The sequence below is a fragment of the Hahella sp. HN01 genome, assembly GCF_018986435.1.
Classification (GTDB): domain Bacteria; phylum Pseudomonadota; class Gammaproteobacteria; order Pseudomonadales; family Oleiphilaceae; genus Hahella.
Genome location: NZ_JAHMIN010000008.1, coordinates 76,157 through 102,357 on the forward strand (window position 1 = coordinate 76,157; position 26,201 = coordinate 102,357).

Here is a 26,201-nt window from a genome sequence, read left to right on the forward strand (position 1 = left end):
TCCCTGGCGGACGCTATTGTCGCGCCACTTGCGCCGCCGCTTCTTTACGCAGAGACAGGTTCAACACATGCACGCCCCGCTCCGGCACCCCCAGATGCAGCATCGGCCGCACATAGGGATTGTCCTGGGTTACCCAGCCCTGAAAGCGGGAGTCGTTGTACTGATACCAGTCCGGGTTGGCGAACAGGGTGATGACCGGCAGTTTCTCCGCCACCTGTTTGTGCACCTGCGTCAGCCATTTTTTCTGTTCGGTCCGATCCTGGGTTTGCGCAAATTTGTCCAACGCCTGATTGATCTCCGGGATAACCATGCCGTGCATGTTCTGCTCCAGCCGCCGCCCTTCCGCCAGCCCATCCGTGGCGAACATCAGACTGTAGGTTCCATGGGGCGTCGCGGAAGGTTTGGTCCACATGATGTAAACGTCGAAATCGCCCTGGGTGGTTCCCGCAAACCAGGTGCTTTCGTCCTGGGTGCTGAGATGGGCGTTGACGCCAATGTCGCGCAGGTTTTCCGACACCGTCATCATGGTGTTGACCCAATCCGACCAGCCGGAGGGCACCGCCAGTTTGAACTCAATGGAGGAGCCGTCCGGATTGTCGCGCCAGCCGTCGCCATCGCGATCAACAAATCCGTTATCATCCAACAGGGCCTTGGCCCGCTTGGGGTTGTACTCCATCAGATAGCGATAGGGTTGCAGGGCCTGCGCATCGTACCAGTCCTTGTACAGTTCGCCGGTGCCGATAGGAAACTGGGTTTCCGTGGTCAGACCGAAGGTGGCTACATCCAGAATAAAGCGGCGGTTGAGCGCCATACTGAACGCCTGGCGGAACGGCAGACTGTTGAACGGCGCTTTACGGGTGTTCAAATGCAAATTGGCGTTGGCGCCGGCGGGAAACCAGTATTTGTTATGCTTGTCGCCGTTGACGTAGGTTTTTTCCGGGTCCGACATGCCGTCTCCCAGCCAGTCGATTTTGCCGGCCCTCGCCGCCAGCATGGTCTGGTCATTGCCGGAATACTGAGGGAACTTCAGACAGTCGATGTAGGGTTTGCCGGCGTCCCAGTATTTCTCGTTCCGGCATACCTTGAACTGGGACATGCTGAAAGAACGCACTTCAGTAAACGGCCCGGTGGCCACCGGCTCCGGATTGGCGAAGGTCGTTGGGTCCTGCACGTCTTTCCAGATATGGCGCGGCAAGGGATACATCACGCCGATATGTTCGTGCGCCAGTGCGCTGGGCTTGCTCAGACGCGCCACAAAAGTGAGGTCGTCGATCTTTTCCATGCTGACGATCAGCCCGTTGGGGTTGCTGTCGGACTGGATGTCCAGACCGACTGGAAAAGCCGGGTGGGATTTCGCCAATTCGAACGTAAAGACGACATCGTCCGCGCTGAAGGGCTGACCATCTGACCACTTTACGCCTGGGCGCAGATGGTAAGTGATGGAGCGCAGGTCGTCAGCGGTCTCGAAGGAGACGGCGAGACGGGGGAAGTCCTGGCCGGGATGGGCGATGTTGTATATCCACAGGGGTTCGTAGATGAAGTCCTGGGCGTAAAAAGCGCCGACGGAAAAATTATAGGGGTTGAAGTTACGCACATGGGCGTTGGTCTGAGTCGGGGCCAGCACCAGCTCGCCGCCGTGAATCCTGTTTTGATCCGCCTCCGCCGCCTGCACCGAAGCCGTCAGCGCCAAACAAGCGATTAAAGACCGCGTTTTTATTTTTGTCGTCGCTTTCATTCGTCTTCCCATTTCCTGTTTAAGTTGAACCCCTGACGATTCAGTTCAGATCCCTCACTGAATCCCGTTCGATCAGCTTGGGCTCCAACACAACGTGCTTCTCCGCCATGGTCGGATTCTCCAAGCGTTCAATGAGCAGTTTTACCGCCGCCTCGCCCATCTCCATTACGTCCTGCCTGACAGTGGTCAGCGCGGGACACATTAGTTTGGCGTGGAAATTATCGTCATACCCCACCACCGAGATCTGCTCCGGTACGCTGACGCCCCGCTCGCGCAGGGCTTGATAGACCCCGGCCGCCATATCGTCATCGCCGGCGCAAATAGCCGTGAATCGGGCGCCGCCATCCAGCAGCCGCAGGGTCGCCTGATAGCCGAACGTCTCCTCGTAGGGACCGGACAGAATCAAATAGTCGCGCTCGGTCAGGCCGTGCTCCGCCATGGCGCGCAGGAAGCCGTCCCGGCGCAGACGAGCGTCCAGGTAGCTCTCCGGCCCCATCAGATGCGCGATGCGCCGGTGTCCTCTCTCCAATAAATAACGCGCCGCCAAATAGCCGCCATGCAGGTTGTCCACCCGCGCCGACCATTTGGAAATCCCCGGCAGCATGCGCCCCATGGTCACAATGGGGTAGTTGCCGGGATGTACGCCGGCCAGACGCTCCAACGGCACTTCGTTCTCCACGTATAGCAACAGTCCGTCGCAGCGGCGATCCAGCAATGAGTTGATCACGGCGACTTCCCGGTCCAGATCGCCATAGCCGCTGGTGACCACCAGATGTTTGTCGGAACCGGAGATGTAATCCTGTACGCCGCTCAGCATCTGCGCATAGAAGGGGCTGGCGAGGTTCACCACCACCACGCCGATGATGTCGGACTTATTACTTTTCAGGCCCCGCGCGAAATGATTGGGACGGTAGCCCAGCTTGCGAATGGCGTCCTCCACCCGCTTACGCGCGGCGGGAGAAACAGACCCTTTGTTTGACACCACCCGGCTGACCGTGGACTTCGACACATGGGCCAGCTCCGATACATCGATAATTGTTGGCATGACAGGCTTCTACAGTTGGGAACGTCCCCAAAATCATGTTGCAGGGGGGTATTAGGGTCAAGGCTGCAGCGGCTTAACCAGGGCGTTATAACGCGACAGCCTGTCACCCCGAGGTAAAACCCCGCTTACGCCAGAAGCCCGCAACAATCATTCATCTTATTGAAATATTTAATATTTTTAGATGGAAAAGAGCGTTTATACCGCGACTGAAAACAAGAAAGGCGACGATTCCCAATTTGTTCCCAAATTGACAACCATCGCCAAGACGGGCCTATTCTGGCCGCGTCGATACGCAAATCGCCCCCAAAGCTCTCTGCGTACTTCGGGCTGTTCCCTGGCCCCGCAATCGCGTCGGAAACAGGCTCAGCCCAAAGACAGGTTAACCCCTTGTTGATTGAACAGATGGCAGCACTCCAGCTCGGCCGCAACGCCGACCTGACCGCCTTCATAAAAACCCATGGCGGAGGAAGGCGTCTTCACCACCAGATGTCTTTCCAGCCCCGCCACATGCAGATAAGCCACCGCGACATCGCCCATTTCTTCAATAATGTCCACGCGCGCAGGAATACCCTGATCCGGCGTCGTCAGACGCACATGCTCGGGCCGCACGCCCAGACACACCGGTTCGCCAGCCACACGACCGGAGGGCGCGGGAATCTGCAAGGGACGCGGCGATGAGCCTATCTGCACCGTCGCGCCCCGTTCACTGCTGGCCTGCACGCGACAAGGGAGAAAATTCATCTTCGGCGAGCCGATAAAGCCCGCCACAAATTGATTGCCGGGCCGCTCATATAGCTCCATGGGACGGCCGGTCTGTTCAATATGGCCGCCGTTAAGCACGACGATGCGGTCCCCCAGTGTCATGGCTTCAGTCTGATCATGAGTCACGTAGACCATGGTGGTTCCCAGTTGCTTGTGGAGCTTGGCCAGCTCCAACCGCATCTGGGCGCGCAGCGCAGCGTCCAGGTTTGAAAGGGGTTCATCAAACAGGAAGATGCTGGGCTGGCGCACAATCGCCCGGCCGATGGCCACCCGCTGGCGTTGACCGCCAGACAGCGCTTTGGGTTTACGCTGCAGCAGGTGGGTGATCTGCAGCACTTCCGCCGCCCGCTCCACCGCCTGCGCCACCTGGGGTTTCGGCAAACCGGCCATCTTGAGAGAGAACCCCATGTTTTCCGCCACGGTCATATGGGGATACAGGGCGTAACTCTGGAACACCATGGCCACGCCGCGTTCGGACGGAGGCAGCCCTTCCGTGCGCTTGTCGCCGATCAGGATATGACCCGCGGTAACCTCCTCCAGCCCCGCAATCATGCGCAGCAGAGTGGATTTACCGCAGCCAGAGGGGCCAACCAACACCACAAACTCGCCGTCTTCCACAAACAGATCCAGCTTTTTGATGATGCTGGCGCCGCCTTTGTAGCTCTTTTCAACGCCAAGCAATTGTAAGGACGCCATACTGTTCTCCCCTCGTCCCGGGTTAGTGTTTCACTCGCTTGCGCCCGCCGCAGCTAAGCGCGCTGACGGGCAATAAAATCCCGATACCAGTGACCGCTGGCTTTCAGCGTGCGCTGCTGGGTGGCGTAATCCACGTAGGTCAGCCCGAAGCGCTTGCTGTAACCCCAGTTCCATTCGTAGTTGTCCGCCAGGCTCCAGTAAAAATAACCGCGGATGTCCGCGCCCAACTCCATGGCCTGACGCAGCGCCTGCAGGTGAGTCTCCAGATAATGAATCCGCGCCGGGTCCTGCACTTCGCCATTCTCCATGCGATCGGGGAAAGCGGCGCCGTTCTCGGTGATGTAAATCGGCGGCGGCAGGTAGTCGCGGGTGATTCTCACCAAATGCTGCGCCAGACCTTGCGGATAGACTTCCCATCCCATGTCGGTCAGCCCCATGGCCGCCGGCGCCGGGGTTTGTGGGTTAGCCTGGCTGAAGTAACCGCGGGTGTAGTAATTCACGCCCAGGAAATCCAGCGGCTGCCTGATAATGTCCATATCGCCGTCCGTGACCTTGGGCGCTTTGTCCCCCAGATACGCCAGCACATCCTGAGGATAAGCGCCGCGGAAAATCGGGTCCATGTACCAGCGAATGTTGGTTCCGTCATCCAGACGCGCCAGTTGGCGGTCAGCTTCCGAATCCGGATTAGCCGGATAAGTGGGGGTATGGTTGAGCACGATGCCCACTGGCGTCTCGCTGTTCACCGCACGCATGCTCTGCAGCGCCAAACCGTGCGACAACAACAGATGATGAGACACCTGATAGGCCATCGCCTCGTCCTGATAACCCGGCGCGAACTGGCCGGTAGCGTGTCCCAGGGTGGCGGTGCACCAGGGTTCGTTATGAGTGGAAATCGTTTTCACGCTATCGCCGTAACGCCGCATGAACTCCGCCGCATAGTCGGCGAATCGATAACAGGTATCGCGATTGCGCCAGCCGCCCAGGTCTTCCAACGCCTGCGGCAGATCCCAATGATACAAAGTGACGTAGGGCTGCAAGCCTTTGACCAGCAGCGCGTCGATCAAGCGACTGTAAAAGTCGAAGCCGGCTTCATTCCAGGCGCCTTTGCCGTCCGGTTGCACCCGCGGCCAGGCGATGGAAAAACGGTAGGCGTCCACACCCAATCCAGCAATAAGATCCACATCTTCCTGGTAGCGATGATAGTGATCGCAGGCGACGTCGCCGGTCTCTCCATTCACCGTCTTGCCCGGCGTATGAGAGAAGGTGTCCCAGATGGAAGGCCCTCTTCCGCCTTCATTGGCGGCCCCCTCAATCTGGTACGCGCTGGTCGCCACGCCCCAGGTAAAATCCTTTGCAAATTTCTGATTCATAAAATACAAGCCTCTTATTGCTTTCTAAATCGCCGCTTCTATCCCTTCAGCGCGCCGGCTGTCATACCTTCGATCAGCCTCCGCGACGCCAATATGAATATGACGAGAAGCGGCGCCACGGCGATGGAGGAGCCTGCGCAAATGGCGCCCCAGGGCACTTGCCCGGAGCCCTGTAGCGCGCGCAGCGCCAACGGAACCGTGTACATTTCCATGTCCCGCATGACCACCAGAGGGGTCATGAAGTTGTTCCAGGATGTGATAAAGGTGATCAGCCCAAGGGTGCCCATGGCGGGCCCCGTCAGCGGCAGCACGATATGACGGAAGGTGGCGAATTCGCCGCAGCCGTCCATGCGCGCCGCTTCCAGCAACTCCCGGGGAATCGCCGAGCTGATGTACTGACGCATCAAAAATACGCCTAAGGCGCTGCAAGCCATGGGCAGATACAGCGCCCGCGGCTCATTCATCCACCCGAACAGCGTCATGATCAGGGTGGTGGGTATCATGCCGAGAAACGGCGGGATGAGGAGCGTGCTCATGACAATCATGAACAACAGATTCTTGAAGCGGAACTCATAGGTGGCGAAGGCGTAGCCCGCCAGGGAACAGAAGAACAAATTCAACGCCGTGGTGATGATGGCCACATAAAAGCTCACACCCAGGTTATTCCAGAAGTAAGGCAGTTTCTCCAGCAGCACCTGCACGTTCGCCACAAACTGACCGCCAAACCACACCGGCGGCGGCACGGAAAGAATATCCGTGTTGCTGTGAGTCGCGAAAACGAACATGAAGTAAAAAGGCCCCAACATGATCATCGCGCCAACCGCGACGACCATGAATGCGATCCACTGACCGGGATCCAGGATGATACGTCTTTCCATTGCCTGCTCCCGCCTAGGATTTTTCTTTGAAGGCTTTGTTGTTGGCCCAGGTCATCATCGCGATGATCAGGAACAACAGCCATGCGACTGCGGACGCCGTGCCGAAATCACTCTCGATATAAGCGGTGGCGTACATGTGCATCGCCGCCGTTTTACCCGCCTGATCCGGCCCGCCGATACTGGTGCCGCCCGGTCCCAGTCCGCCGGTGAGAATAAAAGGCTCCTCAAAAAGCTGCAGGTTGCCGATGATGCTAAGCGTGATCGCCAGGAACATCATGGGCCGCAGCAACGGCACGGTGATATGCCAGAATTGCTGGCGGCGGCTGGCGCCGTCGATGCTCGCGGCTTCATACAAATCCTTGGGAATAGTCTGCAGCGCGGACAGGTACAACACCGTGTTCCAGCCCACGTAACGCCACCAGACAACGAATGAAATCACCCACTTGGTGTAACCGGGATCGTTCCAGTCAATGTTCTCTGTTGGAAACACCCAGCCCAGAGGCCTGAGACCGGCGACTTCCCACTGTCCCATTTGCGTCAGCAGCACATTGATCAGCCCGTAGTCGCGGGAGAATAACGAGGTGAACACCAGGGAAATCGCCACCGTGGAGGTGATAAACGGCAGGAAATACAACCCCACCACCGCATTGCGCCAGCGCGACAACCGGGTGTGCAGGAAAAACGCCAGCGGTATCGCCGCGAGGTGTTGGGGAACCCCACTCACCAGCGCGATCCAGAACGTGTTGTAGAGCGACTTATGAAACCAGTCGTCCGTGAGCACGAACGTGAAGTTCTCAAAACCGACCCATTTCATGCCGCCCAAACCCGTGGACGGGTCCCAATAATGAAAAGACAGATAAATCGTGAACAGCAACGGAAACAGCCCGAATACTGCGAACAGGATGAAAAACGGGCTGATAAACACGTAGGGCGCCGTTTTTCGGGTCAGCCATCTGCGTCTGCTTTTTACTGGCGCCGCCGCTGGCGTCTCCCGCCGCTCCATAACCGCCGACATTACCGGGCCTCCACTAAGTCTGACATGGACTTTGGTTGTTCGCGCATCTCAGGCCCGCTCAGTAGCGGACCCTGCGTTTGATGAGCTTATGCGCATCCGCCAGCGCTTCCTTGATATCTTTATCGTGCAGCAGCACTTTATCCAGCTCGGCGTTGACGATCTCATCGGCGATGGTGTCGTACTTGTTCACAGTAATGGCGGGTATGCGATCCGCCGCTTCTTTCCACTGAACGCGGGCCTTTTGCCCCCCCAGAAATTCGATGGGCTGTTGCAGAAACTGATCGTTCTGCGCCGTAACCAGGGCGGGAAACGCATCCAGCTTATGAAACGCCTCCAGCTGCATGCTTTTGTTCAACGCCAGAAAGCGGATAAATTCCCACGCCTCATGTTTGTGCTGCGCCTTGGCGGGAATAGCGTAAAAAGAGCCGCCCCAGCTGGCGTAGACATTGTCGGGCAGTTGCTTGCTGCGCCACAGTCCGGCGGACTCCGGCGCTATCCAGTTGGCGAGATGCCCCGCCACCCAGGAGCCCATCATTTGGGTGGCGATCTGCCCCCGTCGCAACCCTTCCGTCCACTCGCTGGTCCAGGCTTTGACCTTGGCGTCGATGCCTGCGTCACGGGCCGCTTTCGCCACTTTGAACGCTTTTTCGAAGCGGGGACTGGTCACCAGGGAGTTGTTTTCCTTGTCAAAAAAGATGCCTTCACCGTCTTCCAGATCCGAACGGATGATGATGTCCTTCAGATCGCCGGCGTGCGCCACCATGTACGCGCCGGTTTTTTCCTTCACTTTTTTCCCCGCCTCAATAAAAGCGTCCCAATTATTTGAGAAAGCGCTTTCATCCACTCCCGCCTTTTGTAACAGGTCCTGGCGGTAAAACAAAGCGCCCGGACCGATATCCACCGGAATCGCCGCCAGATTGCCTTCTCCGCCGGTCGCCTGCGGAAGGGTGAACCTGGCGAATTGATCCTGATATTGCATAGCGTTGTAGGGAGGCTTGGATAAATCTTCAATGCCGCCGGACGCGGCGAATTTGCCGATAAATCCGACTTCCACCGCCATGACGTCAGGCAGGTTGGAGCCGGTAGCGAGAGAGGTGGTCATCGCATTGTGGTGATCGCCAAAAGCCAGACTGACCAGCTTGATCTCCACGTCAGGATGCGCTTCCTGATATAACGGTATGGCGGCTTTAATGCCTCTGTCCAGATCTGGAAATGAAGCCACTTCCAGAGTCACTGTTTGCGCGGCGACGCTTCCCGACATGGCCGCGCTCAACAGAAGAGCATGCATGATCTTCATCTTATTATTCTCCTGGGCCGGAGCCCTTACATCGAGGTTGGTTTTTGTGCTTATTCTATTCATCAATGCACTGTGTTATTTTGACAAAAACGTAATGAAAACGTTTTCAAACACAGCAATTTTATAACGTCGTGCAAATACGCTTGTCAATAAAAAAATGAAAATATCCGGAAATTTCATTTATTATCAGAACCGTACGAGCACACGCCGGGCACGAATCCATTCTTATACGATTCAGCGGCCGCATGCGAAGTGAAGAGTGACGTATGCGCATATCTTCCAGGGAATGACAGGATTTCGACGGGCTATGGGAGTTTAGCTTGGAACAGACAATCAGAAAAAATACAGTAAAGAAGAAGCGACTCGGCGCACAGCCGGCGGCCTCCACCGTCACCGAAGTGGCGAAGCGGGCGGGTGTTTCCGTCAGCACCGTTTCCCGTATTCTCAACGGCACCGCCCGGGTTTCCGATGACAAACGCAGATCCGTGGAGCGGGCGATTGAGGACCTGAACTTCAAGCCCAATGTGCTGGCGCAAAGCCTCAAAAGCGGCCAGTCCATGACGATTGGCGTTATCACTCAAGCGGTGGAAAGCCCCTTCTTCAACGAGCTGCTCAAAGGCATTGAGGAAGGTCTGCAGGGATCAGGCTACGCCTCACTGATGGCCAGCGGCCACTGGAACAGCCAGAGTGAAATAGAACGCATCCGTCTGCTGATCGCACGACGGGTGGACGGCATTATTCTGCTGACCGGCAATCTCAACAACGAACAGATTCTGGATCTGGCCTCACAGACTCCCATCGTCGCCGTCGGGCATACCGCCCACTCGGATAACGCCGCCTCTATCTTTATAGACAGCCGCATGGGCGGTTATCTGGCGACCAAGCATTTGATTTCTCTGGGTCATCGCAGAATCGCGCATATTCAGGGCCCCCAGGAACAGCACGACGCCAGTAACCGGCTGCATGGCTACAAAATGGCGCTGGAAGAAGCAGGCATCGCCTTTGATGAAGACTTGCTGGCGCAAGGCGACTTTATCGAGCCCGGCGGCCTGATGGCGATGAACCGGCTGCTCGACAAAGGCGTTTCTTTCAGCGCCGTCTTCTGCGCCAACGATCAGACCGCCTACGGCGCCCGTCTGGCCCTGTACCGCCGCGGCATCCGCGTGCCTGAGGACATGTCCCTAATCGGCTTCGACGATCTGCCCATGTCGTCCTACACCACCCCTCCCCTCACTACGATCCGGCAACCGGTATATGAAGTCGGGCAAACCGCGGCGAAGCGGCTGCTGCGCCTGATTCGCGGCGAAGGCGCGGAGTCCGTCAATTTGAATGTGGAGCTGGTGATCAGAGAGTCCACTCGTCGCCTGGGCTAAAGGCCTAAGCGACGCGTTCGGCGTTAAAGCTCGAACTCATTGAGATAATTGTCCCGCCACAGCGCCGACATCATTCCCTGATCGACGTTGCCGCCGGTCAGGATCACCAGCAGGCGCTTTTTGCCGCTGCGGCCTTTCAGCCACTGGCGCACGGCGTCCATGGTCATGGCGCTGGTGGGCTCGATATGCAGCTTGAGCAAGTGCGTCAACCATTGCGTCCAAAACGCAATGCGCTGCTCTTCTACTTCATACAGAGCGTCCAGTTGTCGAATATATTCAAAAGTGATGTCGCCCACCGCCAGAGTTCTGGCGCCGTCGGCCAAGGTGTCCGGAGTGGCGCTCAGGCGATGAATCTTGTTTTCCCGCAGAGAAATCGCCGCATCATTGGCCTGTAAGGGCTCCGCCGCGATCATCTCCGCTTTCGGGGCAAGCGCCCGCGTCGCAATCAGTGTGCCGGAAACCAGTCCGCCGCCGCCGCAGGGCGCAAACACCGCGTCCACTTCCCCCAGTTCATGCAGCGCCTCATAAGCCGCAGTGCCCTGACCGCAGATGACCTGCTCGTGATTGTAGGGGGGAATCCAATATACGCCGGGGTCCTTGGCCGCTTCCAGCACTCGTTCGTCCACTTCCGCGCGGGTCGCGCACAAGGCGACTTCGGCGCCATAGGACTCCGTGGCGCGGGCTTTAACCCGGGAGACATTCTCCGGCATGAATATCGTTGAAGGGATGCCAAACAAACTCGACGCCCAGGCCACCGCCTGCGCATGATTGCCTGAGCTGTTGGCGATGATGCGCTCAGGTCTGCGACCGTTCTCCAGCAGCCAGCGCACTGTGTTGCACCCGCCGCGTGCCTTGAACGCGCCGACTTTCTGCAGGCATTCAGCTTTGAAATAAACCTCATGCCCCAGCCACTGGTTCAGCAAAGACGAGCTGACTAACGGCGTTTCCAGGGTATACCCGTGTATTCTGCGTTTGGCTTGCGCAATGTCTGCGATGCCCAAAGTCCGATCATGCTCTAACGTCGTCACTATCCTGTCCACCTTAAATCAGCGTTACTGAATTCATTCCTGACAAGCGTCGCCCCACCGCCTCCCTCGTTCCTGTACGTTCTGATACAAAACCGAGATAGAGCTCTACATGGCCAGCCACTTAAATAGCGCCGTCGGTGGGCGCTGCCGCACCAACAAATTAGCTTACGCCGGGAAAAGCGTAAATCTGTTTTTGAAGTGGAGTTTGGAATGAGTCCTCATAAAGTTCTGTCCTTGAGCGCAATGCTTGGCATGGTCGCCCTGTCTCACGTCGCGCTTGCGAAGGAACCCGTTACGGCCAGAATCATCGGCGGCGATCAATCAGCCGGCGGCTATCCCTGGATGCTGTCTATCCAGAATTCGACCCTGGGCGATCATTTTTGCGGCGGCAGCCTGATCGCGGAGCGTTGGGCGTTGTCCGCCGCGCACTGTATTGGCGACGAGCCAGCTGACTCGGTGTTCGTCGTCGCTGGCGATTTTGATCTCAAATCGCAGGACAAAGGACAACAGCGCGTCGGCGTAAAACGCTTCGTGCATGCCCTGGGCGACCCTTATGGCGACCTGATGCTGCTGGAGCTGAAAGAAGCGGTCAAACATCCGGTCATTCCCCTGGCGGACGAAGCAACGATGGCCTCGTTAGCCCCTGATGCGACGTTTAAAGTCATGGGTTGGGGCAATATGTCCGCTGACGGCGCCGACTATCCTGACAAGCTGCGCCAGACAGAGGTTCCTCTCTACGATCAGGCCGGGTGCGCAACCGCCTATAGCGCAATAGGAGGAAAGATAGACAACACCATGGTGTGCGCCGGCTACCCAAAGGGGGGAAAAGATACCTGCGACGGCGACAGTGGCGGCCCCATGCTATGGGACAACCATGGCGTCCTGACTCAGGTTGGCGTAGTCAGTTTTGGCGAAGGCTGCGCCAAAGCTGGTTTTCCCGGTGTTTACGCCCGGGTCGCCACCTTTAATACGTGGATCAAAGAGCAAATGGCGCAGGCGGACGGTCTTGCGATCAGCCAGACGGACTTCAGACAGATCAGCGCCGGTTACAAGCTGCAGAAGACGCTGACGCTCACCAACAACAGCCAAAAAGACATGGTATTACAGGGGCTCAGCTTAACCGGAGACGGTGGCTATCAGATCGACGCCGCCGCCTGTGACAATGCGATGCTGAAACCCGGCGCCGTCTGTAATCTGGTCCTGACGCTCCAGTTCGCGGAAACCGGGCGTAAAACCACGACGCTGACAATCAATAGCACGGACAGCGCGCATCCGAACTGGACCTACGTCTTCTCGGCGCAGTCCATCCACAACGCCGACTTCAAGCTGGGACAAAACGCCACCTTCGTTTGGGGACAGAGCCAGGAAGGCGACTGGACTCCGCGCGCAGAAGACGGCAAGCAGGCGCTGACCGCAGAGTTGAGTGAGGATAAAAGTGAGTCGTTGCTGCTAACCCACTTTAGCGGCAAAGGCGTTTTCAGCTTCGAATGGAAAATCGATAATGGCGCCGCCGAGGACCTCAATTTATACATCGATGGCCAGCGCATATTTGACGCCAAAGCGGAAGGCGAATATAAGCGAATCAGTCACACCCTGAACGATGGCCAGCATACGGTGTCCTGGTCGTTCCAGGACGTCACCGAACAGACCTCGAGCGAAAACAAACGCGCCCATATTCGCGCCATCGCCCTGAACGCTTCTGATAGCCAAGGTAAAAAAGGCGGTGGCGGAGCCATGGGCTTTCTGTTGCCGGCTCTCGCCCTGCTATGGCTGGCGCGCCGCAGCCTGAGCAGCCATCGTTAATCCAAATGCAGGAGGTCGCCGCAATGAGCGATTGCTATTCTTACCAAAGAGCGAAAGCGCACCGCAGAATAATATTAGCCCTGGGACTGACGTTATCTATGGCGGCGACGTCAGGATACGCCGAAGATACAGAGACGCCGCAAGCCGGCGTTCCTCTGAGCCGACCCGCCGTGCTGCAGTCCGTGTCGATTCAACTGGATCAGTTGGTCTTCAGCGTTAAAAGCACGGGATGCACGCGGCGGGATGATTTCCGGCTTTTCTGGGAAGGTCCAGATCTGACAGTAGTGCGCTTGAAGCCGGATTTATGCCGCAAAAAAGCCCACTGGGCGACCTTTTCCTTACCCTTGACCGACCCGGAGCTACAGGAGTGGGAAAGCCTGTATATCAATAACCCTTTGGTTATCCACTCCGGGCCCTGATGCGAACGCGCGCCCGGTGACGACGCATAGACCGGGCGCTGGCCTGATGTCAGCGGAAATAGAATGGAGAAAACGAAGCATGAAAGTAACTGAGCGACTGCTACTGGTGGATGACGACAAAAGCCTGACCCGGCTGGTTCGCCAGTTTCTGGAGCAGAACGGCTTTTCCGTCCATGTGATTCACGACGGAGAGTCCGCCGTGGCCTGGCTGGAGCGCAATCAGCCGCAACTCATTATTTTGGATGTCATGCTGCCGGGCATGGATGGTTTATCAGTGTGCCGGGAAGTCAGAACGCACTATAAAGGCCCAATCATCATGCTGACCTCCCTGGATGACGACATCGACGAAGTCGCCGGACTGGAGGTCGGCGCCGATGACTATCTGGCCAAACCGGTCAAATCCAGGGTGCTGCTGGCGCATATCCGCGCTCAGTTGCGTCGCGTCGAAACCTACTCCGCACAGGATTCGGACGCCGCTGCGTCACAGGAAAGCGCGGCCGTTCATATCGGAGATCTGGTCATCAATCCTAACGCCAGAACGGTAGTCAAAGCCGGAAACGCCATCGACTTCACCACGGCGGAGTTCAACCTGCTTTATTACCTCGCCCGACAAGCGGGCTCAGTGATCTCACGCGACCTGGTGTATCGGGAAATATTCAACCTGGAATATGACGGACTTGATCGCTCCATCGACTTGCGCGTCTCGCGTATTCGCAAACGTCTTGGCGACGATCCCAAACACCCACGCATGATCAAAACCGTCCGCGGAGAAGGCTATCTGTTTGTCGACGACGCCGATACAAGGGAGAGTTGAGCATGTTTCTGCGTTTTTACGCCGCCCTGGCGTTGTTGTTTTGCGTATGCTTTATCGCTTACGACTGGGCGTATCCCCTGTTGTGGTGGGAGAGCGCGCTTTCCGCCGAGGAATCCCGTCGTCATTCAGGAGAAGGCCTGAGGGAAGTCGCCGCGGAGCTGTCCGAGCAGGAAGCCACTGCCGCTGGCGACCGCTTGCTGGCCGCCGCCTCGGACCTGCTGGAAAGCGCGGACATAGCGCTGCAGCCCTCTTATGAGCTGATCGAATACTCCATTCTGGAGAACAAGGACATGAGTCTGACCCTTGATCAGCGTCGTCGCCTGATGGCGGGCGAATATCTGGTGACGGAGCGCAGCTCCCCGGACTCATGGAGCGTGCAAACCGCCATCCCTGACAAAAATATGACGTTGGAGGCGGTATTCAAAGAGCAAGGCGACGGCGGTTCTTTCTATAGCTGGCTGGCGGGCTACGTTGTCCTTTATCTGAGTCTGTTGGCGGTAGTCCTGTACCTGCTCCTCGCCAGCGTGAAGCGGCCATTACGGGAATCAATCTCCCAGGTCAGCGCCGCACTGCGTCGCATCAACGGTCTCTTCAATGGCCCCACCGGTCCCATTCAGTCCGCCGATGCGCCAGCGGAATTGCTGAAGCAGGCGTCAACCGTAGAGCGTCATATCGCCCGGGAAAAAGAAAGCCGCGCCCGTCACTATGACGATCTGCGCGACCTGCTGCATGGCGTCGCTCATGAGTTCCGCAGCCCGATGGCGCGCATCAGCTTCGCGCTGGATCTGGCGGATGACGAAACCACGAAAACCGCCCCGGATGCGGAAAATATCCGCACACTGCATCAGGAGATCAGCGGCGCGTTGGATGAACTGAGCGGCCTGGTGAAAGAAGTGCTCAGCTACTCCCGACTGGAGCATGGCCGCGGCGACCTGCAATGTGAGCCAGTCGCCGTATTGGATGTAGTGGAGGAGATTCTGTCCAAACAACGCAAAATGCATCCTCAGGTGGAGTTCGTTACGCCAGCGGAGCCGACCACACAGGAAATTCAGGTGTGGGCGGATCGACGCTTATTCTCCCGCGCATTGGTGAACCTGATCCGAAACGCCGCCCGTTTCGCCGACCACAGCGTCAGAATCAGCTGGCGCCTGACCGATACTCACTTCGAGATTCAAGTGGACGACGACGGCCCCGGCGTGCCGCCCGGCAAACGCCAACGCGTCTTCGAGCCATTCACTCGTCTCGACCCCAGCCGCTCACGGGATTCCGGCGGCGCCGGACTGGGTCTGGCGATTGTAAAAAGTATTTCCACGTTGCATGGCGGAACCGTAAGCGTGACCGACAGCCGACAAGGCGGCGCATGCTTCACCCTATGCTGGCCCAAGGAGCCGACTCAATGAATCCAATCCATAAATGCGCCCCGATTGCGCTGGCGCTTTCCTTATGCGCGGCAACCACTGAGGCGGCGACTGCCAACGACGGCGCAGCCGATCTGGCCTTTATTAACGCTGTGGTTTATACCGCCGACGCGCAGAAACCCATGGCGCAGGCGGTGGCGACGCGCAACGGCGTCATTCTCGCAGTGGGAGACACGGCGGAGATTGAATCGTTAATGGATGAGAATACACAGGTTATTGATATAAAAGGCAGATTGCTGTTACCTGGCTTTATCGACAACCATAACCATGTCTTCGAGGCCGCTTCCTCTGCTGGCGGCGATTGCGAACTCGCCCCGGACCTGACGCCCAGCGAACAGCTGCCTTACTTACGCCAGTGTCGTGAAGCCTCGCAGCCGGACCAGTGGGTGATCGGCTGGGGCCATACCATTGACGCCACCTTGGACGGAGAAGGCCCCACGCCCCTGCAAGTGATCGACAGCGTGTTCCCGGATCGCCCCGTGGTGATCATGGAGCAGACTTCACACTCCATGTGGGTTAACTCCGTCGCCCTGCGCCTCGCCGGCATCAATGCGGATACGCCTGATCCACAAGGGGGCAGGATCAGGAAAAACCCGGAAACCGGCGAACTGAATGGCGTCATTGTGGACAACGCCGGCGATATCGTCATGGAGCAGGCCTGGAACAGTTTGCGCAACAAGTTTGAGGTCAGCTACGACGGCCTGTTAAGTGGTCTGGCGGAGGCCGCGCGTTATGGCGTCACCACCATCGGCGACGGTCGCCTGTACTGGAAGCGCGGCTGGTATGACGTGTGGCGCGCCGTGGCGGCGGATGGCGAGCTGACGGCCCGCGTCTCGCTGCGACCCTGGATTTACCCTCATGTGCCGCAACAGGAGCAGTTGGACTTTCTGAGTTCGATTTACAATCCAGACCCCAACGGGCTGTTAATCGTCAACCAAGTGAAAATGTACAGCGACGGCATTCTCGTCAATGGCACGGCGAAGACTCTGCAGCCTTATGATTTCACCTACTTTCCGCAGTCGCCTTATGGCCTTAACTACCTGCCCCAGGCGGTCATGCAGGACTGGCTGGTCAAGCTGGACCGCCTCGGCTATGGCGCGCATATCCACGCCATTGGCGACGGCGGAGTGCGCGAAAGCCTCAACGCGATCGCCGCCGCCCGTCAGGCCGGCTCACAGCGCCGCTACAACATGACGCATCTGGAGCTGGTGGACGCGAGTGATCTGGACCGCTTCAAGGCGCTGCAGGTGGATGCGGATTTTCAGGTTGGATCTGACTATATCGGCGCGGCGGATCATAGCTGGGCCGAGCCGCTTATTGGGAAGCAGCGGGCGCATCGTCTCATTCCGCTGGGCGAGGTATACGCCAGCGGCGCCAATGTCACGCTCAGCAGCGATTGGAACGTGAACCCGATCAATCCGATGGCCGCTATCGCCAATGCCGTGCAGCTTAAGGAACGTGGCTTGCCCAACGTCCGCGCCGCGCTCGACGCCTACACCATCAACGCGGCGACCGCCCTGGGACTGGAGGCGATCACCGGCTCCATCCGCGCTGGCAAGTCTGCGGATTTTGTCGTGCTGGATAGAAATATTCTCGATGCCGCCCCCCAAGTCATTCGTCAGGCCCGGGTCATGATGACCTGGCTACGAGGAGAAGAAGTTTACGCCGCGGAATAACGCTCGACATTCTTAATTTGTTTACAATTTGACCACTCACATGCCGCCGGGTACGTGGTAAACTGCGCCGCCTACCCTTTTTTTGATTGATGTACTCACAAGGAAGACGAATGAATCGCTTCTCCGGCAGACTTTATGGCCTTCTCGCCACCCTGGGCGTTATGCTCGCCTGCCAGGCCAACGGCCAAACATTTAAATCCAATGGTTACGCCTACGACATCTCCGCCGCTCCGAAGTGGGTGGAGTCTGTGCAGGCGCCTGCCGCTCCTGAACACGACAACGGAGCGGTGGAGTACTTACTGGTGGACCGCCAGACCAGCGCCGCCACGCGCTCGCCTCAATACTTCTATCACTTTGTCGAACGCGCCAACAATCTGGACGGCCTGGAGGAAATCTCCCACCTCAAGGTCACCTTCAATCCAGACTTTCAGCAGTTGGTCTGGCACAAGCTGAACGTTATTCGCGATGGCAAAGTCATTGATCGTCTGGACCCGCAAAGCATCACTTTAATCAGAGAAGAAACTGAGCTGAACCAGGAAATGTTCAGCGGTTACGTCACCAGCGTGGTGTTCGTCAAAGGCACTCGCGTGGGCGACGCTGTAGACTTCAGCTATTCCATCGTCGGTCGTAACCCCGTCTTCGGCGACCATTACTTCCAGGGCATTTCCATGTCCTGGCAGGTGCCGGTGCATCGCCTTTATACCCGCGTTATTGCGCCGCCCAATCGCGAACTGCGCATGTCCGCTGTGAAATACGACACCCAGCCCAGCATCAGCGCCTACGGTAAATCCAAAGCCTATGTGTGGGATGACGCCAATGTCGCCGCCTACTACAACGAAGGCGATTACCCTCTGGATTATGAACCGGGCAGTTTTATCAGTCTGACGGATTTCCCGGACTGGGATGGCGTGATTCGCTGGGCGGAGCCTCTGTACGCGGCGCGTCCCATCAAATCCAAAGAACTGCGCGACCTGCGGGATGAGCTGAAAAGCATGCCCAAAGAGCAGGCGGTAATCGCCGCGCTGCAGTTCGCACAGGAACAAATCCGTTATCTGGGCATTGAGCTGGGTCAGAACTCTCATCTGCCCCGGGCGCCGGATACAGTCATCGAAAACCGCTACGGCGACTGCAAAGACAAAACCCTGCTGCTGGTGTCCCTGCTCAGAAGCATCGGCATCGACGCCTACCCCGCCCTGGTGTCCTGGGAGATCGCCTCCGGCGTCGATAAGATTGCGCCTTCGCCCGGCGGTTTCGACCATGTCATCACCCTGGTGGAGCTGGATGGACAGCGTTACTGGCTGGACCCTACCCGTCGCTACCAGAAAGGCTCGTTGAGCACCCTGGGATACTACGATTACGGCAAAGCGCTGATCATCGGCCATCCCAGCGAACGGGAGCTGGTCAAAGTCGGTCTGCCGGAAGTGGCGGCGACTCCCAGCATGATCACCCGCGAGCGCTTCAAGGTGATTGATTACAGCGCGCCTGTGGAACACTTCATCACCACGGAATACACCGGCATTGAGGCGGATCGTATGCGCCAGCGTCTGGCCAATAAGTCCATACGCGAGTTCAGCCAGGATATGCTGAATTACATGCAGAAGCTGTATCCCGGCGCGGAACAGCTGGAGCCGGTTCAAATCACCGACGACAACGATAACAATCGCTTTGTTATTGATGAGCACTACCGCATCAATGAATTTTATGCACCCGTGGACGACGTGCAGGCGACCCGCTTCTACGCCTATTCGCTGTTTGAATACGTAAAAAGTCCCGCGGTGACGCGGCGTTCAGGGCCGCTGACGCTGCCGGGACCAATCAGGGTGGTGCATGATATTTCCCTGGAATATCCCTACAGTCTCAAATTTACCGATCAGGCCGCCAAGGTCAGCCTGAGCAACGACTACTTCAATTACTTCTATCAGGAAGACTATCTGGGCCGCACGCTGAACCTGCATCATGAGCTGGAATTCAAACGCGCCGCCATGCCTGCGGCGGAAACTCAGTCATTCCTGGACCTGAAGAAGCAGATCAACGATTCCGGCGAGCACTACTATCAGGTGACGCGCAGCGAAGAGACAGATAAGTCACGCTTTGCGGATTTCATCTCGTCCATTCAATCAATGGTTTATGGTTTGGAGACGCCGCAATGATCCGCTCCGCAAAATGGCTCGTTAAACACTGCGCGACACTCGCCGTTCTGACGTTTTCCCTCTTCATCGTTGGTTGCGCCACGCAGTCCGCATCTACGGATGGCGCCGCCGCTGCGGAGGAAACGCCCGGGGAGTATCCTTCCCGTCCCATCAATGAGTTCGCCAAGCAATTGCGGGATCTTCTGAACCTGCGCAACGCCGACAAGATCGTCGAGATGGTGGACATGCGGGATCTGCTGGGCAAAGCCGTCGATCGCTCTGATCTGCCCGTCGCGTTTCGTCCCAGCGCCAAGAGTCGGCTCATTGATACGCAACTATCCAACTATCGCGCCATCGTCGCCGGCAGTCTTCTCGATATGCCGTCGGAGAACGGTTACTACGACATCGCCAGTATTAATCCTGAGCAGTCTCAAATTACCTATCGGTTGGACGACGAAGCCTTGGGGTATTTGACGGTTTACTATCGCAGAGACGCATCAGGGGAATATCGGATTACCGATTTCCACAACTGGCTGTCGGTGTACGACCTGAGCTATCGCATCGCGCAAGGGCTGTCCTTGAGCTATCGCATCAATCTGCAGAGCAATCCCACCAAACAGGCATTACTCCTGCAGCTTGGCAAAGTCTCCAAGTCCGACGATGTCGCAGAGATTCATCGCGTCTTTGAAGGCCTCGCAGACGAGCGCCGCAACGATGACTACCTCCAGTTGCTCTATGCAGAGGCGCTTCTCAACGCCAGCGATTACGCGGGATTTATAGAGCAGAGCGCCGTACTGAATGAACGTCTGGGAACCTCCCCCAACTATCAGTGGCTGCTTTATTACCGCAGCCTGAACCAGGAAAATTATCAGGCGGCGGCGGAGCACTTGCAGGCGCAGATTGAACAGACGGGGCTGAAGGACGCAGGCATTCTGGACGAGCTGGCGCGAGTCAAACTGCTCAACGAAAAGTACGACGAGGCGATTCGTCTTTCCTACGAAGCCATTCGCAGCGATTCTTACTATGAACCGAGTTATTCCACGCTGACCTTCGCCCTCATCAAGACTGACCGGCTCGATATCGCCTGGGAAACCCTGAAAGTCTTGAAGGAGCGCTTCAGCTACGAATTTGATGAAGCTGCTTTGCGTGAAGACGGCCGCTTCGGCCCCTTATTGGAACGGGAAGATTTCCGTCACTGGCTGAAGCAAGGCTAAGACCTCACACGCTCGTCATATCCACTGACAAAAGCGCGTTTCACGTCTTAACTTAAAACGCCGGCCGCTTGTATGAGCGGCCGGCGTTTTTGTATTCAGCGTTAGTGTCAGCAGGCCGGCGGAAGCCTGAAACCAGCCTCCACGCCATGTCGCATTCGACAGGTCGTTCAAGCCGCCGTTCATTCCTTTCGAGCATAAACGCCCCGCCCTTTAGACTAAATTGTAGAAAGTATCACTTCTTTTCTAACTGCTCGAATAAGTTGGCTATCCTGTACCATTAGAATACCAATAACTATAAATATTCCGTTTGAGTATATCCATTCACGTAAGAGGTAGGGTTAAAACCGCCGCTAAGGCTAGGAAAATGGAATTAACTATCTAATGTGAGAGGACCTTATGAAAACAAAAATAGCTTGGGTCGCCGGGCTTGCTTTGTCCTTAACACTATCCGCCAACTTGCAGGCGGCGTCAGATGACGCCATCGCAGCTCCCCAACCACCCATAACCATCGCTTCAGAAACGCCTTTCAAAGGGCTACTGACGGATGAGAGCCAGCTAAGGAGGGAAAGCGTCGCCGCCTATCAGGCGGTCAGTGATCGCCGTATAAAAATCCACAAAGAAAACGCCAGCTTCATCAAAGTACATTTCTCCCGTTTCGACATACCTGAGGGAAGCTACGTCGTGGTGCGTAACGCCCAGGGAGACATCGCGCATCGCTACGGCGGCGACAATCCATCACTGCATACGCTGCGCGAAGGCGATGATGGAGCCAGCTCTTTCGCCGCGCTTTCCGTCATTGGGTCAACCGCGATCGTGGAGTACTTCCCCGGCGTCAGCGGCCAGGCGTCTTACAGTATTGAAGTCGACTCCGTCATGGAAGGCTTTCCCCAGGAAGAGATCGACGAACTCATGAGCCAGCAAACAAGCAGGTTCTCCACCTGTGGCGTCAATGAAAGACGCGACGTGCAGTGCTGGGCGGACAGCCACCCGGAAGAGTATGAACGCACACGCCCGGTGGCGCGCATACTGGTCAACGGCTCCAGCCTGTGTACAGCTTGGCGCGTAGGTCCTGACAACCGGATTTTCACCAATAACCATTGCGTCTCGTCCCAGTCCGGCGTGGCCAACACGGAAGTCTGGTTCAACTATCAGCGCACCAGCTGCGGCAGCGGCTCGCTTGCGGGAACAAAAGTGGTCACCGGCGCCAACATGCTGGCCACCAACTATGAGCTGGACTACACCCTGTTTACCGTCAACAACTTCTCTTCCATCCAGTCTTTCGGCTACTTCGGTCTGGATGTGCGTCCCGCCACCAATCAGGAGCGCATCTACATACCTCAGCACGGCAGCGGCAATCCCAAAGAGCTTTCCATTGAGAGCGACCAGAACAGCGGCGGTTTGTGTCGGGTGGACCAGCCTTCCGTCAACGGCCGCGGAACCGGCACCGATATGGGCTATAACTGCGACACCATCGGCGGCAGTTCCGGATCGCCCGTCCTCGCAGGACAAACCAACCGCGTCATCGCACTGCATCACTTTGGCGGCTGTCCCAACCAGGGCGTGCTGATTCATAAGATCTGGCCGCAAGTAGCCAGCTACTTCAACAATCAGATTCCCGCCGGCGATAATGAAACGCCCAATGGCGACCCTGTCGCAGACTTCTCTTTCTCAGTGGATAAACTGGAAGTGCGTTTCAGCGACGAAAGCTCCGACAGCGATGGCGAAATCGTCAGCTGGCAATGGGATTTCGGCGACGGCAATTCCTCCATCTCGCGTAATCCAACCCACGCCTACACCAGCGCAGGAGGATATAGCGTCAGCCTCAGCGTAACGGATAACGATGGCAACTCCGCCAGTACAACGCAAACCGTCACTGTTGGCGACACACCCAGAATCGAGGAAAAGAATCTCTCCGACAACACCGGCGACTGGAAGCACTTCAAGCTGTCCGTCCCCTCCGGAATGAGCAAACTCACCGCCACCATCTCCGGCGGCTCTGGCGACGCTGACCTATACGTCCGCCAAGGCGCCCAGCCCACCACCTCCCAGTACAACTGCCGTCCCTACACCAACGGCAACAACGAAGTCTGCACCCTCAACAACCCCGCCGCCGGCGACTGGTACATCAGCATCCGCGCCTACCGCGATTACTCAGGGGTTGACCTAGTCGGCGAACTGGAGTGACCCGCTAAACCCCTGCCCCCTCTCAGTCGCCTGACGCAACAGGCCTGAGACGCCCAAAAGCCGACTGTCTTTGGATGGTCGGCTTCTTCATATAAATCAAACTAACCAACTACGGCAGCCAGTACTCAGAAGCCCCAGCGTTCTTTATGCGCGTCAGGTCTTTGGAGGGTGGAAGGCCGAACAGGCGGGCGTATTCGCGGCTGAACTGTGAGGGGCTGTCGTAGCCAACGCCGTACCCGATGTTGGCGATGTCCTGGTCGCCTAACAGCAGTTGCCGTCGCGCCTCCAACAGCCGCAGTTGTTTCTGATACTGCAGCGGCGTCATGTTGGTGGCGGCCCTGAAATGCTGGAAAAACGAGGACGCGCTCATGCAGGTAAGGTGTAGCAGCTCTTCCATGTCGAAAGGCTGATTAAAGGTGGATTTTATATGCTGAACGGCTTTGCTTATCTGTCGTAAGCGACTGTCTCCGTTAGTGATTTCACGTAGAATGACGCCCTGATCGCCATTCGCCAGCCAATACAGGATCTCCTTTTCCGCCAACGGAGACAGAACGGAGATGTCTTTGGGCTCGTCGTTCAGCAACGCAACCAGCCTGATCAATGCATCCAGCAGTCGTGGCGTCACCAGACTGACGCCGACGCTTTGCTGAGGCGCGTCCGCGCCTGCGGACTTGGCGTCCAGCATCAGGTCGCCCAGGATGGCGAGATCCAGATCCAGCCGCATGCACAAATAAGGTTGCTCCGGCGACGCCTGCATCACCTGGCCAGCGATGGGCAGGTCCACCGACACCACCAGATAGTGGGCGGCGTCGTACTTGAATAGCTGTTCCCCTGAGATGACTTTCTTTGCGCCTTGCGCCACGACGCAGACCGCTGGCTGATGAACGGCGAGCACCGGCTCTGTAGGAGATGACGAGCGAATAAACGAGAGTCTGGGGATGTCGCTTTCATGCACGCCATCTTGAGGACAGTGCTTTTGAATCAGACCGGCTAATTCTTTAATTCGATCGAATATTTCCGACATACCCAGCATCCCGTTGAACTCGCGCGTCCGCGCGGCGACTTATTCCACAATATCCGTCGAGACGGATAACGACGCCCACTTATCCAGCTCACTCAGGCGAACGTTGTACGCCTGAGTGAGGTACTGCACCGCGTCGGAACCTGCAGCGAATCTGAGCGGGCTGTTTTCCTCACGGGACAGCTTCACCAAAGCTTCGCCCAACTTGGCCGGGTCGCCAGCCTGTTGATGATTGCGGCTGCGGTAGGCTTCCGCAACGGCGGTGGAATACCGCTCGTAATCGCCGATTCGCTGTTCGCCGTACTGGACTGAACTGTCATCCAGAAAGTCGGTGCGGAAGAAGCCGGGCTGAACGATGGTGACGCCAATGCCGAACTGCCCCACCTCTGCGGCCAGGCTTTCAGAAAAGCCTTCAACGGCGAACTTGGCGGCGCAATAGGCCGATGCGCCCTCAAAGCCGATTACCCCACCGATGGAGGACAGGTTAAAAATCCGGCCCTGACGTTGTTGTCGCATATAAGGCAATATTGCCCGGGTTACCCCCATCATTCCAAATACATTGGTCTCAAACTGCGCGGAAATTCTCTCGGACGCCACTTCTTCAAAGACGCCCAACTGACCATATCCTGCATTATTCACCAGCACATCGACGCCGCCAAAGCACGCCGCCGCCTGCTTTGCGCAATCCTCCGCCTGAGATTGACTACATACATCCAGCGCCAGCAATAACAGGCGATCGTCAGACTCATAGACCTTACGCAGCGCATCCAGGCTACGCCCGGTCGCCACCACATTATCTCCCGCCGCCAAGGCCGCGACAGCGATCTGATATCCCATGCCGCGAGAGGCGCCAGTAATAAACCAGGTTTTGTTTTTTCCATCGGACATGTGCAACCTCCAAAATCTATTCAACTGTAGAAACTGAATATCAGAATGCAGGTTACGGCGTTCAAAGGGTTAGCAAGATCCTCTTAACTCTTTGCACAATACTCCATTCTTGTCGAAAAATACCAAGTGATATGAGACGTACGATTCACGAAGTTAGCGCAAAAGGCGCTGAGCCTTACTATGCGAATTGAGCGTGGCGCCCCTTTCCACATCACAGACTTTTAAGCCTCTGGGAACACTACAGTTTGACTCAAGAATATGCGGTTGAACTGAAACCAAAAAACTTAGTGGCTACGCTCACAGTATTAAATAAATATAGTGATTTCGGGGCCCCCACCCTGAGCACTCTTAGGGATAAAGGCCGATAGGCGATATGCGAGCTGGTGGTATAATGGCTTTTATAGCCCCCCCCTGAAATAAAGCTCAATGTGTTATGTAAGAGTTTTAAAGAGATAAGGTAAAACTGTATGAGCAAAGAAATATTATCAACATTTACCTCTCCGTTAGAGGAGTTCAAAGAAAAGTTCGCAAAGCTTTTAGAAGAAGCAGATGCGGAGCCTGTTGCTGTTGTTGATGACAAAAATGACGTTCTATTTTATGCCGTTTCGCCATATTTATTTGAAGAAATGATGGAGTATATAGAATATAGCCAGAGAGGCAGCACGAAGCTTATTTCACCCGAAGAAAGCAGCCTCGGCATTACCGAAGAAGATTTGGTAAACATATCAGAAAACGCGAAGAAAGATATAGAAAATCTAAAGAAAAAAGGGCGTATAGATAAATGGAAATAAAGTTCATTTTGAATAAGAAGACTAAGCAGGTAGAAAAGATATATAAAAACAAGAGTCCTAATAAGAAAAGCGCTGTCAGTGACTTTTTAACGGAATCAGAGCTGAGTGAAATCGCCAATAAGCCCAGAAATAAAAATGGGGGCTGGAATGGCTGAAGTTTTCATGCATGAGCTCCTGCAAAACAGGCTGACCATACAGCAGCAAGAAAAGCTAGAAAGCGAGTTCAGAAGGTACAAGGAAGAAGATGGATATGTCCCAGGTGATTTTGGGAGAGATGCACCCTATACAAGGACCTTTAATAGGCGATATCTGGAGCTCATGCATCTCCATATAAGAAGAGATAATAAAGCATGGCCCAATAGAACCCTCCAATTTTATAGAAGAAGTGGCTTTGTTCTTGTCTACTGCTATGGATTTATAGATAGAAACAAATATTTGCTGATTGATATTATCAAACACTTCGACCCTAAAAAGCCGAATGAAAAAGAAAATACTGATGAAGATAACAATCTCATGGCTGAATTAGAGGCTATAGCAGAGTCTTTCAGAGACAAAAACTAGGAAAGCGTTAAAACTCTGTGTCAACCAAGCTACAAATCGATGCATCCTCTGCCCCGTAATTGGTGCAACTGGACTTTTGCACCT

Annotated in this window: 21 protein-coding genes; 11 read left to right on the forward strand and 10 right to left on the reverse strand. The window is 56.3% G+C overall.

The window, feature by feature from the left end; genetic code table 11:
* Positions 1-13: 13 nt before the first annotated feature.
* From KP814_RS09810 to KP814_RS09840, 7 genes are all read right to left on the reverse strand, one after another.
* The gene (locus KP814_RS09810; RefSeq protein ID WP_216736608.1) at positions 14-1,735 is read right to left on the reverse strand and encodes an ABC transporter substrate-binding protein; all 1,722 of its coding nucleotides are present in this window, start codon (positions 1,733-1,735) and stop codon (positions 14-16) included.
* 40 nt (positions 1,736-1,775) lie between these two features.
* Positions 1,776-2,780 (reverse strand): LacI family DNA-binding transcriptional regulator, encoded by a 1,005-nt coding sequence (locus KP814_RS09815; RefSeq protein ID WP_216736609.1) that lies wholly within the window; start codon positions 2,778-2,780, stop codon positions 1,776-1,778.
* 363 nt (positions 2,781-3,143) lie between these two features.
* The gene (locus KP814_RS09820; protein WP_216736610.1) at positions 3,144-4,238 is read right to left on the reverse strand and encodes an ABC transporter ATP-binding protein; all 1,095 of its coding nucleotides are present in this window, start codon (positions 4,236-4,238) and stop codon (positions 3,144-3,146) included.
* 53 nt (positions 4,239-4,291) lie between these two features.
* The gene (locus tag KP814_RS09825; RefSeq protein ID WP_216736611.1) at positions 4,292-5,608 is read right to left on the reverse strand and encodes a GH1 family beta-glucosidase; all 1,317 of its coding nucleotides are present in this window, start codon (positions 5,606-5,608) and stop codon (positions 4,292-4,294) included.
* 38 nt (positions 5,609-5,646) lie between these two features.
* Complete coding sequence (locus KP814_RS09830) at positions 5,647-6,486, reverse strand: carbohydrate ABC transporter permease (protein ID WP_216736612.1); 840 nt, start codon at positions 6,484-6,486, stop codon at positions 5,647-5,649.
* A 13-nt stretch (positions 6,487-6,499) separates the two neighbouring features.
* On the reverse strand, positions 6,500-7,501 hold the full coding sequence (locus tag KP814_RS09835) for a carbohydrate ABC transporter permease (RefSeq protein WP_216736613.1): 1,002 nt from the start codon (positions 7,499-7,501) through the stop codon (positions 6,500-6,502).
* 58 nt (positions 7,502-7,559) lie between these two features.
* Entirely contained in the window at positions 7,560-8,798 is a 1,239-nt protein-coding gene (locus KP814_RS09840) for an ABC transporter substrate-binding protein (RefSeq protein WP_216736614.1), read from the reverse strand.
* Between the two features lie 320 nt (positions 8,799-9,118).
* On the opposite strand from KP814_RS09840, the gene KP814_RS09845 reads away from it, so the two are divergent.
* Positions 9,119-10,171, forward strand: coding sequence for a LacI family DNA-binding transcriptional regulator (locus KP814_RS09845; RefSeq protein ID WP_127974236.1), 1,053 nt, complete (start codon positions 9,119-9,121; stop codon positions 10,169-10,171).
* A gap of 23 nt (positions 10,172-10,194) precedes the next feature.
* Here KP814_RS09845 and KP814_RS09850 read toward each other — a convergent pair whose 3' ends face one another.
* Positions 10,195-11,199 carry a serine/threonine dehydratase gene (locus KP814_RS09850; RefSeq protein ID WP_216736615.1) on the reverse strand — a complete coding sequence of 335 codons (1,005 nt, stop codon included), beginning with the start codon at positions 11,197-11,199 and terminating at the stop codon, positions 10,195-10,197.
* 210 nt (positions 11,200-11,409) lie between these two features.
* On the opposite strand from KP814_RS09850, the gene KP814_RS09855 reads away from it, so the two are divergent.
* The 8 genes from KP814_RS09855 (at position 11,410) to KP814_RS09890 (ending at position 22,856) form a co-directional block, all read left to right on the forward strand.
* Positions 11,410-13,002, forward strand: a complete 1,593-nt coding sequence (locus tag KP814_RS09855) for a serine protease (protein WP_216736616.1) — start codon at positions 11,410-11,412, stop codon at positions 13,000-13,002.
* A 23-nt stretch (positions 13,003-13,025) separates the two neighbouring features.
* The gene (locus KP814_RS09860) at positions 13,026-13,421 is read left to right on the forward strand and encodes a hypothetical protein (RefSeq protein WP_216736617.1); all 396 of its coding nucleotides are present in this window, start codon (positions 13,026-13,028) and stop codon (positions 13,419-13,421) included.
* A gap of 79 nt (positions 13,422-13,500) precedes the next feature.
* Positions 13,501-14,235 (forward strand): response regulator transcription factor, encoded by a 735-nt coding sequence (locus KP814_RS09865; RefSeq protein ID WP_216736618.1) that lies wholly within the window; start codon positions 13,501-13,503, stop codon positions 14,233-14,235.
* 401 nt (positions 14,236-14,636) lie between these two features.
* Complete coding sequence (locus KP814_RS09870; protein ID WP_371824049.1) at positions 14,637-15,635, forward strand: sensor histidine kinase; 999 nt, start codon at positions 14,637-14,639, stop codon at positions 15,633-15,635.
* Positions 15,632-17,329 carry an amidohydrolase gene (locus KP814_RS09875; protein WP_216736620.1) on the forward strand — a complete coding sequence of 566 codons (1,698 nt, stop codon included), beginning with the start codon at positions 15,632-15,634 and terminating at the stop codon, positions 17,327-17,329. The genes KP814_RS09870 and KP814_RS09875 overlap by 4 nt, the downstream gene beginning before the upstream one ends.
* A 110-nt stretch (positions 17,330-17,439) precedes the next feature.
* Complete coding sequence (locus KP814_RS09880; protein WP_216736621.1) at positions 17,440-19,479, forward strand: DUF3857 domain-containing transglutaminase family protein; 2,040 nt, start codon at positions 17,440-17,442, stop codon at positions 19,477-19,479.
* The gene (locus KP814_RS09885) at positions 19,476-20,672 is read left to right on the forward strand and encodes a lipopolysaccharide assembly protein LapB (protein ID WP_216736622.1); all 1,197 of its coding nucleotides are present in this window, start codon (positions 19,476-19,478) and stop codon (positions 20,670-20,672) included. Before KP814_RS09880 ends, KP814_RS09885 begins: the two co-directional genes overlap by 4 nt.
* 396 nt (positions 20,673-21,068) lie before the next feature.
* Positions 21,069-22,856, forward strand: coding sequence for a PKD domain-containing protein (locus KP814_RS09890; RefSeq protein ID WP_216736623.1), 1,788 nt, complete (start codon positions 21,069-21,071; stop codon positions 22,854-22,856).
* 109 nt (positions 22,857-22,965) lie between these two features.
* Here KP814_RS09890 and KP814_RS09895 read toward each other — a convergent pair whose 3' ends face one another.
* Positions 22,966-23,880: an AraC family transcriptional regulator gene (locus KP814_RS09895; protein WP_216736624.1), complete on the reverse strand. Its 915-nt coding sequence runs from the start codon at positions 23,878-23,880 to the stop codon at positions 22,966-22,968.
* A gap of 39 nt (positions 23,881-23,919) precedes the next feature.
* Complete coding sequence (locus KP814_RS09900) at positions 23,920-24,765, reverse strand: SDR family NAD(P)-dependent oxidoreductase (RefSeq protein ID WP_216736625.1); 846 nt, start codon at positions 24,763-24,765, stop codon at positions 23,920-23,922.
* 467 nt (positions 24,766-25,232) lie between these two features.
* On the opposite strand from KP814_RS09900, the gene KP814_RS09905 reads away from it, so the two are divergent.
* Together KP814_RS09905 and KP814_RS09910 are read left to right on the forward strand one after the other, a co-directional pair.
* A complete protein-coding gene (locus tag KP814_RS09905; RefSeq protein ID WP_127974248.1) occupies positions 25,233-25,556 on the forward strand; it encodes a hypothetical protein in 324 nt (107 codons plus the stop codon).
* 105 nt (positions 25,557-25,661) lie between these two features.
* Entirely contained in the window at positions 25,662-26,117 is a 456-nt protein-coding gene (locus KP814_RS09910; protein WP_206617982.1) for a type II toxin-antitoxin system YafO family toxin, read from the forward strand.
* Positions 26,118-26,201 lie beyond the last annotated feature (84 nt).